The sequence below is a fragment of the Salidesulfovibrio brasiliensis JCM 12178 genome (genome assembly GCF_001311825.1).
GTDB lineage: Bacteria > Desulfobacterota > Desulfovibrionia > Desulfovibrionales > Desulfovibrionaceae > Pseudodesulfovibrio > Pseudodesulfovibrio brasiliensis.
Map to the genome: position 1 here is coordinate 1 of NZ_BBCB01000096.1, position 10,547 is coordinate 10,547.

The following is a 10,547-nucleotide window of genomic DNA, read 5'->3' on the forward strand; positions in this document are numbered from 1 at the left end:
CCCGGCCAGACCCGCGACAACGTGGGCATCCCCATCGAACTGGCGCTGGCGCAGGTGGATCAGCGGCTTCGGGACGAGGGCATCCGGCACAAGGCAAGCGTGGTCGCCGCTGGCGGCATCCGCTGTTCGGCTGACGTGCTCAAGGCCATCGCCCTCGGCGCGGACGCGGTCTACATCGGCACCGCGACCCTTTTGGCCGTCGGCTGCACGCTCTGCGGCCGTTGCTACACCGGCAAGTGCCCTTGGGGCATCGCCACCAACGATCCCAAGATCGCCCGCAGGCAGAACCCTGAAGTGGCCGCCAAAAAGCTCGCCAATCTCATCCGCGCATGGGCGCACGAGATCGAGGAAATGCTCGGCGGCATGGGACTGAACTCCATTGAAAGCGTGCGCGGAAACCGTGACAAGCTGCGCGCCGTGGGGCTTTCCGACACTGAAATGGACATCCTCGGCGTCAAGCACGCCGGAAGGTAGGGAAGGGGCATGAAACGAGTCTATCCCGACAAGGAATACTGCATCGGCTGCCATCTCTGCGAACTGGCCTGCATGACGGCCCATTCCGAGAGCAAGGACCTGATCATCGCCTACCGCGAGGAGCGCGGCAAAGAGGGACTCAGTCCCCGCAAGCGTGTTTTTGAGAAGGGGAGCGTGTGCGTGGCCATCAGTTGCCGCCACTGCGACGAACCCTCCTGCGTGGCTGCCTGCATCTCCGGGGGGCTTTACAAGGACCCGGAGACCGGCCGCACCGTCTATGACGAAGACAAGTGCGTGGGCTGCTGGTCATGCCTCATGGCCTGTCCGTACGGTGCTATCAGGCGGCATCCGGTGAAGGGCAAGATCGTCAAGTGTGACCTCTGCAACGGTCGCGAGGAAGGCCCGGCCTGCGTGCAGGCCTGCCCCAATCAGGCGCTCAAATTCGAGGAACGCTAGGAGATGTCCGGAATGAAATACGTCATCATCGGCAACGGCATCGCCTCCATCGGGGCAATAGAAGGCATCCGCAGGGTGGACCCTGAAGGGACGATCATGGTCATCGGCGCGGAGGACGCACCCGCTTACGGTCGCCCGCTTATATCCTATTTGCTGGCTGGCAAGGTCGATCCGGATCGTTTGGCGCTTCGGCCGCAGGAGTTCTATGATTCCAACAAAGTGGAATTGAAGCTCGGGACCGTGGTCACTGCGGTGGATACTGGGTCCAAAACCCTGACCACGACGCAGGGCGAGAGCATCGAATACGAACATCTGCTCATTGCCACCGGCGGCACGCCGTTTACCCCTGAAATTTCGGGCGCGGAGGGCGAGGATGTTTACAATTTCACCAACATAGATCAGGCCAGAAAGCTCATTGAACGGGCCAAGGATATGAAAAGGGCCGTGGTCATCGGCGGCGGGCTTATCGGCCTGAAAGCCGGAGAGGCGCTTTTTGATCGCGGCGTGGACGTCAGCATCGTTGAGCAGTCCGGCCGTATTCTGAGCCTTGCGTTTGACGAATACGCGGCAAAGCTCGCCGGGGAGCGGCTTGACGAGGTCGGCCTACAGGTCCAGACGGGCGTGACGGTCAAGGAAATCCAGCACGGCAAGGATGGACGCGTTGTGGGTGTTTACCTGACCGACGGTGCGTTCCTGCCGACCGAGGCCGTGGTTATCGCCATCGGTGTGGTGCCGAACTTCGACCTTGCCCGCGACGCCGGTCTGGACGTCGACCTTGGCATCGTGGTCGATGACCACATGAGAACCAGCGCGTCGGATGTGTATGCGGCCGGTGACGTGGCACAGGCGCTCGACCTGCTTGCGGGTGACAACAGAATCCTTCCGGTCTGGCCCAATGCCTATAATCAGGGGTTCTGCGCAGGCAAGAACATGGCCGGGCAGGATGTAGCCTATTCCGGTGGATTGTCCATGAATTCCATCAGCTTTTACGGTTTGCCCACCATTTCCGTTGGAACGGTCAACCCGCCCGAGGATGACTCTGGCTACGAGATCGTTACTACGCTGGACGAGCGCAAGCGCAGCTATCGCAAGCTCGTTTTTCATCATCAGCGCCTCGTAGGTTATGTGCTGGTTGGCGACATCGACAAGGCCGGAATGTACACGGCCTTCGTCAAGTTCCGTCTTGAAGTGGGCGACGAGGACCGGGACCGTTTGAAAGCGGGCGATCCGGACGTGCTCATGTGGCCGGACGAGTTCTTCCGCAAAACATGGAATCCGGACTCCGAAGCTCCGTCTGCGTAAGGGGAAAGTGAATGAAAGCTCCTGAAAGATATTACGATTTCCAAAAGGACATATCCGGTTGCGGCGTCTTCGGCGTCATCAATCGAAAGCGCGGGCTGATTCCCGGCGACATGCCCATCAAGGCCATGGCTTGTATGCATGATCGCGGCAACGGTCTTGGCGGCGGTTTTGCGGCGTACGGCATCTACCCTGAGCATGCCGACAAGTACGCGTTCCACATCATGTGCGACGACAAACGGGCCGTGGAAGGCTCGGAACGTCTGCTTCGACAGTATTTCGACATCCACGAGTTCGAGCCGATCCCGACGCGCAAGACGCTGGCCATTCCCGACCCGCCAATCGTGAACCGTTATTTCGTGACCCCGCGCGACGGCGGTGCCGAGGACATGCTGGACATGCCAGAGGACGATTACGTGGTGGCCGTTGTCATGAAGCTCAACACCACGGTGCCCGGGGCGTTCGTATTTTCCTCCGGCAAAGACATGGGCGCGTTCAAAGGTGTTGGCTATCCTGAAGACATTGCAGACTTTTTCCGACTTGACGAATACAAGGCCTACATCTGGACCGGCCATAACCGCTTCCCGACAAACACGCCGGGCTGGTGGGGCGGGGCGCACCCATTCACCATCCTGAACTGGTCCATCGTTCATAACGGGGAGATTAGCTCCTACGGCATCAACCGTCGCTATCTCTGCGAGCACGACTACCTGTGCACGCTCATGACGGATACCGAAGTGGTGGCCTACGAGCTGGACCTGCTCATCCGCAAGCACGGACTGAGTTGGGACATGGCCGCAAAGGTCTTTGCCCCGCCGTTTTGGGACGAGATAGAGCGGATGCCGGAGGACGAGCGCGAACTCTACACCGCGCTTCGCTACACCTACGGCTCCGGCATGCTCAACGGACCGTTTGCGATCCTTGTGGCCGACAACACCCGGCTGATGGGCCTCAACGACCGCATCAAGCTGCGTCCGCTTCTGGTGGCGGAAAAGGACGACATGATCTTCATGTCCAGCGAGGAATCCTCGGTGCGCGAGGTCTGCCCCGATCTGGACAGGGTCTGGATGCCCAAGGCGGGCGAACCGGTCATCGTGGACGTGGAGGACTAGTCGACATGAGTGAGCGAAAGAGTGTCACGCTGGATGCCAAAGGTATATATTACAAGCAGTTCAATGAAACGATCCGTGAAAAAATCCGCGAAGGATACACGGACTTCGTTTTGCAGAACGTCAACGGACAGCGCTACATCGGCACCGGACTCGAAGGTGACTTGAAGTTCGAAATTCACGGCGTTCCGGGGCAGGATATGGCGGCGTTCATGCGAGGCCCGACCATGCGCGTGCACGGTAATGTGCAGGACGGACTCGCCAACACCATGGACGCCGGAACCATCGTTGTGGAAGGGCTGGCCGGTGACGTGCTCGGTTACGCCATGCGCGGCGGCACCGTGCATGTGGCGGGGGATGTCGGCTATCGTGTCGGAATCCATATGAAAGCCTATGAGGACAATGTCCCGAAAATCGTCATCGGCGGCAAGGCGGGGGACTTCCTCGGCGAATATATGGCTGGCGGAATTATTTTGCTCTTGGGTATGTTTTCTGGTAAGCCTGATGCGCCCATTGCGGGTCGCAGTCTCGGTACCGGGATGCACGGGGGCGTGATTTACGTCCGCGGCGAGGTTCCCGAATCCGTTCTCGGACCGAATCTGCACACGCAACCGGCTGACGCAGAAGACCTTGCGGTCATTCGCGGGCTGGTTGAGGAGTACGCTTCAGCGCTCGATTTGAACGCGGAAGACATACTCGGCGAGAATTTCGTTACGATCCGGCCGTTCTCGCACAGGCCGTACGGCAACCTTTACGTTGCCACCTAGGGCGGGAACAGCGCGAGAAACATCAACACTGGGAGGAACCTACATGTTCTTCGAATCCGTTGCCTTTGCCGCCGCGCCCCCCGCAAACGGCGCCGCGGGCGGTGCCGGCAGCCTCTTGGCCGGTCCGCTGCCCATGCTGATCCTGATGTTCGCCATCTTCTACTTCCTGCTCATTCGTCCGCAGCAGAAGAAGGCCAAGGAACACAAGCTGATGCTTGAAAATCTTCAGGTCGGCGACGTGGTCTGGACCAACGGCGGCATCAAAGGTGTCATCAAGATCATCACTGATGAAGTTCTGACGCTCGAAATCGCTGATGGTGTGGATGTCGAATTCCAGCGCGGCTACGTTGCCGGCAAGTTCGACCCCAACGCCGGCAAAGAGCAGAAGAAAGACAAGAAGTAGTCAACGGGATCAGGTGGTCCCGTTTCGTTCGGCTTTTCGCGGGCCGGGCCGTCCTTGTGCGGCCCCGGTCCGCGCCTTGCGTTCCGCTGGGGGCCGAAGTTTTCATTAATCGACAGGGGAGAACTCATGCAGAGTCTGCGTTGGAGAATCATTCTTACGCTCTTCGTTCTCGTGCTGGGGCTTGCGTACATGCTGCCGTCCGTTCCCGGCCTCAAGAACTCGCCGCTGGGCAAAATGCTGCCCGGAACCGGCATCAATCTCGGCCTCGACCTCAAAGGCGGCATCCACCTGACCCTCGGTGTCGATATGGACGTTGCGTTCAAGAACGCCATGGCCCGTACCGGCGACGACATCAAGGAAGTCGCGCGCGAAGACGAGATTTTCGTCCTGAAGCCCGTTGCCCTGCCCGGCGACATGATGGAAATCACCCTGCTCAAGAAAGAGCAGGAGGATGCTTTCGACGAGATGCTTGATCGCTTCAACAGCGTGACCGTCGAATCCAAAAATCAGGACGGCAACAAGGTCAAGTACACCTTTGCGATGGACCCGAACTACCGCAGGGAACTGGCCAAGATGACCCTGGATCAGGCGGTCAAGACCATCCGCAACCGCATTGACCAGTTCGGCGTGGCCGAGCCTGACATTCGCAAGCAACAGGCCAGCAACCGCATTCAGGTGCAGTTGCCCGGTCTGAGCGATCCCGAACGCGCCATTCGCATTATCGGCAAAACCGCACATCTCGAATTCAAGATCGTGGATGACGGTGCGACCTGCAGAAGGCCGTCAACGGCGTTCTGCCCCCGGGCCGCGAACTGACCACCATGGTTTCGCGCACCGGCGGCAAGGAAGTGCCCATCGTCCTCAAGAGCGACGCACCCCTGACCGGTGAGTATGTGACCGACGCAAAGGTCAACTACGGTCAGATGAACGAACCGTATGTCTCCCTGAACTTCGATTCCAAGGGCGCGCGCCTGTTCGGTCGCATCACCGGCGAGAACGTGAACAAGCGCATGGCCATCGTGCTTGACGGCAAGGTTTACTCCGCACCCGTCATTCAGGAAAAATCACCGGCGGCCGCGCCAGCATCACCGGCAGCTTCACCACCGAAGAAGCCCGTGACCTCGCCATCGTGCTCCGCGCCGGTTCGCTTCCCGCGCCGGTCAACATCCTTGAGCAGCGCACTGTCGGCCCGTCCCTCGGACAGGAATCCATCGACAAGGGCATCAACTCCGCCTTCATCGGCATGGCCGTGGTGCTCATCTTCATGGTTGTCTACTACGGTTTCGGCGGCGTGGTCGCCGACATGGTCCTGATCATGAACATCCTGCTTATCATGGGTGGTCTGGCCGCGTTTGGCGCGACCCTGACCCTGCCCGGTATCGCGGGTATCATCCTGACCATAGGTATGGCCGTAGACGCGAACGTCATCATCTTTGAGCGCATCCGAGAGGAATTGCGACGAGGGCTGACTATCCGGGCAGCCATTCAGGAAGGCTACAGCCGGGCCACGCTCACCATCATGGATGCCAACGTGACCACCGTCATCGCGGCCATCATCCTGTACCAGTTCGGCACCGGCCCGATCCGCGGCTTTGCCGTGACCCTGACGCTCGGCATCATCACGTCCATGTTCACGGCCATCTTCGTCTCGCGCATTCTTTTCGATCTGTACGCGAAAAACCGCGCTGAAGGCGCCAAGATGAGCATCTAGGGGGAACAAATGGGACTGCAGATAATCAAACCGAATACCAAGATCGACTTCATCGGGTTCAGGAAGCTCGCCTTCGTGATCTCCGCCGTCGTCATCCTTGTAGGCCTCGGCTCCCTCATCATGAAGGGCGGCCCCAAATACGGCATCGACTTCGCTGGCGGCATGATCGTACAGGTCAAAACAGACAAGCCCGTGCAGGTCGACGTACTCAAGGAATCCCTCAAGGATGTCGAACTGCCGGGCCTCGTGGTTCAGCAGCTCGGCCTTGAAGATGACCACGAGTTCCTCATCCGTACCTCGTCCTCCGACATATCCTCGAAGGTCGTACGCGATGACGTCAACAGCGCGCTCAGCAGCGGGCTTGATAGTACCGGCTTCGAAATCCAGCGACTCGAAATGGTCGGCCCCAAAGTGGGTAAGGACCTCAGAACCAAGGCACTCGAAGCCATGTTCTACGCCGTACTCATCATCGCCATCTACATCTCCGGCCGCTTTGAGCAGCGCTGGACAGCTGCCGCTGTCATGGCAGCCGGACTCTTCGGCGGCCAGTACGCACTGGCGCTGACCGGCATGGACACAGCCTGGCTTATCGTCGGCATGCTCGGCATCACCCTCGGCCTTTGCTGGTACCTGAAACTCAACTACGCGCTCGGGGCGGTCGTTGCGCTCGTCCACGACGTAACCATCACCGTCGGCATATTCTCGATACTTGGAAAGGAATTTGACCTGACCATCATCGCGGCATTGCTGACCATCATCGGTTACTCGCTCAACGACACCATCATCGTCTTCGACCGCATCCGCGAGAACCTCCTTGGCACCAAAAACAAGGATGATCTCAAAGGCATCATCAACCAGAGCGTCAACCAGACCCTCTCCCGTACGCTGCTGACCTCCGGAACCACGCTCCTCGTGGTCTTCTGCCTCTACGTGCTCGGCGGCAGCGTCATCCACGACTTCGCGCTCGCATTGCTCATCGGTATCTTCGTCGGTACCTATTCCTCCATCTTCGTCGCCAGCCCCGTCCTTCTCGGATTCGGCCCGACCATCCCCGTTGAGGAAGAAGCAGAAACAGCGTAACAGTCGCATTTGTCGGAATACAAAGAGGAAGGCCTTAGGCCTTCCTCTTTTTTTTTGCCTCCGGAGTCTGAGGGGAAGGGAAGAGGGGTACCCCTTTTTGCAAAAAGAGCGTCACTTGTGTGTGCTTTTTCGCTTTCCCTTCATCTTTCCGGTTGCTTACGAAGCCTTCTTTTCAGGCTTTCTTTGGTTGTGTGTGAACTCAAGTGGGGATTTCCCAAAACTTCTGCTTGCCCTTTCAAACACGTCTATGGCCTCTCGCTGAACTTCACGCATTTGCTCCAGATAAATTTCCGTGCTGCGCCTGTCCCCATGGCCCAGAATGCGCTGTATTGAGGACAACGGCACATCCATTTCATCCATTAGGGAAGCGCCCGATGCCCTGATGCGGTGCAGTGTAAAGTAGTTCACCCCGGCTTTTTTGCATGCCGCTTTCAGCATGCGCCTCCGTCCCTTTTTGTATGGCCCTTCAACCCGCTTCTTGGTGTTTTTCGGCACATAGGAATGCCAAAACACCCAAGGTTTTTCCGGGTCGCGTTGCTCGTACAGTTCGGACAGGACTTCAAAGAGCTTTTGGGTCATGGCAACCTTTCGGAACACGGCATTGCGACCACGATTTTTGAAAGTTTGCAATTCGACGTATTGCTCTTCGAAGTGCACTCGATCCCACGTCAGTCGACTGACTTCCACACTTCTGGCCATGGTCTCTCGCATCACCCACAGATACGGCCGATCGGCTGGAGCAGCTGCTTCAATGACCTTGTCTAATTCATCCGGCGTGGGTGTACGCTTTTCCTTTTTCGGATTCTTGTTGGGGAAGGGTTTCATGGCTTCAAACGGATTGGAGCTCACGTAACGCCTTCCACGTTCCTTGGCCCACGAAAAGGTTGCCCTCAGTTTTGCCAAGTCATCGTTGACCCCAAGCCCCTTGCTTTCGGTCTTGCGCTTGATGAGGAACTTCTCTGCAAGCAGCGGGGTGATTTCATGACAAGGGATGTTGCCCCACTCCTTGTACACCCTTCTGGCGACATACCGTGTGGCCTCATAGTAATTCTGCGAATAGCTATGCGCCGCAAGGTAATCAAGACGCAGATTCATCAGGTCCAAGAAGCCCATGACGGTTTCTGGAGCCTGCTTCATCTGCTCGGCCACTTGTTGCCGTCTTGCCTTTTCCGCCGCCTTTGCCTCGGCCTTGGTCCGAAACCATGCCTTCGTGTACCGCTTGCCCTTCACCGTGAAGTCGTACCGATACCCCTTTCCTTTGACTGAATAGATGCCCATACAGATCTCCTTTCGAAGGGAAGAAAAGAGATCCACCGCATTTCACGCCGCCAAGCTCCCGCCAGTGGCGGTAAACCCAGCTCTCGGACTTGCCCACGAATCGGGCAACGTCCTTTACCGTCTGTATGCTCGCTTCAGCGTGATCGTCAACAGGCATCCTTTTCATTCCCGTGGCATTGAATTCGGCTGAAACAAGTTCAACCTTGCATCCTAACCACGGGACGATTTCGAAATTCAAGGTCTGACAGGGGGAAAATATCACTTTTTTGTGCGGGGGTGCTTTTCCTTTTCCCGGGCGTGTTCGTGTCTTCTTGCAAAGTATAAAAATGACCCTCCCATGGCGTTGCAGGCGCAATGAAATTTCGTTGAACGCAGCAGAGCGCAGCAAAGCAAGCTCTGCGAAGTGAAACCAAATTTCTTTGCGTCAAAAGGCCATGCTGGCGGGCGCGGCCAAGGACCGCGCGCGTGGGGATGAAAGCTTCCGGTTTTTGACCCTAACTGGTTAGGGCCAAAAACCGGAAGCTTGAAGGGGCGGCAAGACGCCCCTTTCTGTCACAAGCATCCAAAACAATACAAAAAATAAAGCCCCTTGTCGGGGCTTTTTACATTGCCAAAAAAGGAAGGATCATTTCCAGCTTCCCAGGTACTGTGCGCTGATGTCTTTTCGTCCGGCTCCATGGCCAAACTGGGTGCGGACCTGCACCTCCGCCTCATTTACGTATCTGGCAAAATCAGAGCCTCGGATTTCCATGGCTTCTGAAAGGAACTCGTCCTTACCCGTAAAACGACATGGTGGTTCAAAGCCACATATCTGGCGGAATATCTCGTGTGCGCGTGCGTGCCTGGCCGCATGAAACGACCCGTTACTGTCCTTTCGTGAAATCCCGTGTTGTCGGGCAATCTTGTAGAACTCCTGTCGGACGGATTTTTCTTTCCATCCCGGCATCATCAAGTTTCCCCGACCGCTTGTAAAAGCATGATGCCGTGCGATGACTTCACGCATTTGGGGTGTGATGGTGTGGAGATTCCTGTCCCGTCCGCCTTTCGTGCCGTCTGTAATGTACAGCGATCTGAAGGTTTCCGGGGTGTTCCCACCGACAAGCGAATGCTGACAATCGAATTTGTATGCTTCCTCAAAGCGAAGACCAAGATGCCGTGCAAGTTCAAGAACAAGTCCGACACGCTTTTCAATGTCACTGCCGTTCCTGAGCGTTTCGACAGCTCGCTCGTAAGATTCTGGCAGAATCGATTTGTCAACGTTGTCGACATAAACTCTGTTTCCAATGTTGAACCGTCTGTTGTCCGTTTCAGCGACCTTCAGGTTTCCCCAAGCACGTGCCAGCGCGCGTACGCCTGACATATATCCTTTTATAGTGGAATCTTTGAGGCCTTCTTGTTGCCACTCGCTGACAACTTCATGAACGTGTCGGTTCGTGAGGTTCGACCATTTCTGGGTTTTGATGCCCAGCTCTCTTGCTGTCTGAACGAAACGCTCTGCAGCGTCTACGTTGTTCGCCACCGTCTTTGCACTGCCGTGCAGTGAGGCCCGATGGATGCCCGTGATTAACCCGTCTTTTGGCATGTTAATCCCCAAATAAATTAGAATGTTGAAGGAAAGATTTTCCTTCGCCCAAAAACGGGCGGACCGAAGAATCGGTGATGGTCCTGAAGAAATCGATGTATGTGATTGCAAAAGAATAGGGGATTCAAATGCTGCGGGACGGTGAATGTGTTGATTCCGACGACACTGCGCCCTGAAGGACGCGCCGCAATGGCAGCTGACGTGCAAAGAATGGAACCCTAATCACATCTATATCGAAATCGACCATGCTCACCGCCTTGACGCGGGAACATCTTCGGTCGTGAAGGAAGGAAAAGCTTTCCCGACAAGTCCCTACTAGGCGTTGGGAACGCACGATCAGTAAGGACGCCTCAGCCGGAATGCAGGAATAGTGCGGTGTCTCGAATGG

General features: G+C 57.0%; 9 protein-coding genes and 1 pseudogene. 8 read left to right on the forward strand and 2 right to left on the reverse strand.

Going from position 1 to position 10,547, the window contains the following annotated elements; translation table 11 throughout:
- The 8 genes and pseudogenes from JCM12178_RS15345 to secF form a co-directional block, all read left to right on the forward strand.
- The coding region (locus JCM12178_RS15345; RefSeq protein WP_172677162.1) for a glutamate synthase-related protein at positions 1-474 on the forward strand (474 nt) is incomplete at its 5' end.
- 9 nt (positions 475-483) lie between these two features.
- A complete protein-coding gene (locus JCM12178_RS15350) occupies positions 484-930 on the forward strand; it encodes a 4Fe-4S dicluster domain-containing protein (protein ID WP_054652652.1) in 447 nt (148 codons plus the stop codon).
- Positions 931-942: 12 nt separating this feature from the next.
- The gene (locus tag JCM12178_RS15355; RefSeq protein ID WP_054652665.1) at positions 943-2,232 is read left to right on the forward strand and encodes an NAD(P)/FAD-dependent oxidoreductase; all 1,290 of its coding nucleotides are present in this window, start codon (positions 943-945) and stop codon (positions 2,230-2,232) included.
- 11 nt (positions 2,233-2,243) lie between these two features.
- Positions 2,244-3,341 (forward strand): class II glutamine amidotransferase, encoded by a 1,098-nt coding sequence (locus JCM12178_RS15360; RefSeq protein WP_054652654.1) that lies wholly within the window; start codon positions 2,244-2,246, stop codon positions 3,339-3,341.
- A gap of 5 nt (positions 3,342-3,346) precedes the next feature.
- The gene (locus tag JCM12178_RS15365) at positions 3,347-4,105 is read left to right on the forward strand and encodes a GltB/FmdC/FwdC-like GXGXG domain-containing protein (protein ID WP_054652656.1); all 759 of its coding nucleotides are present in this window, start codon (positions 3,347-3,349) and stop codon (positions 4,103-4,105) included.
- Between the two features lie 43 nt (positions 4,106-4,148).
- Positions 4,149-4,508 carry a preprotein translocase subunit YajC gene (gene yajC, locus JCM12178_RS15370; protein ID WP_054652658.1) on the forward strand — a complete coding sequence of 120 codons (360 nt, stop codon included), beginning with the start codon at positions 4,149-4,151 and terminating at the stop codon, positions 4,506-4,508.
- A gap of 126 nt (positions 4,509-4,634) precedes the next feature.
- Positions 4,635-6,219, forward strand: a pseudogene (gene secD, locus JCM12178_RS15375) (protein translocase subunit SecD).
- A gap of 9 nt (positions 6,220-6,228) precedes the next feature.
- Positions 6,229-7,299 carry a protein translocase subunit SecF gene (secF, locus tag JCM12178_RS15380; protein ID WP_054652660.1) on the forward strand — a complete coding sequence of 357 codons (1,071 nt, stop codon included), beginning with the start codon at positions 6,229-6,231 and terminating at the stop codon, positions 7,297-7,299.
- 156 nt (positions 7,300-7,455) lie between these two features.
- Here secF and JCM12178_RS15385 read toward each other — a convergent pair whose 3' ends face one another.
- Together JCM12178_RS15385 and JCM12178_RS15395 are read right to left on the reverse strand one after the other, a co-directional pair.
- A complete protein-coding gene (locus JCM12178_RS15385; RefSeq protein WP_083465986.1) occupies positions 7,456-8,577 on the reverse strand; it encodes a tyrosine-type recombinase/integrase in 1,122 nt (373 codons plus the stop codon).
- A gap of 625 nt (positions 8,578-9,202) precedes the next feature.
- Entirely contained in the window at positions 9,203-10,159 is a 957-nt protein-coding gene (locus JCM12178_RS15395; RefSeq protein WP_157054952.1) for a phage integrase N-terminal domain-containing protein, read from the reverse strand.
- Positions 10,160-10,547 lie beyond the last annotated feature (388 nt).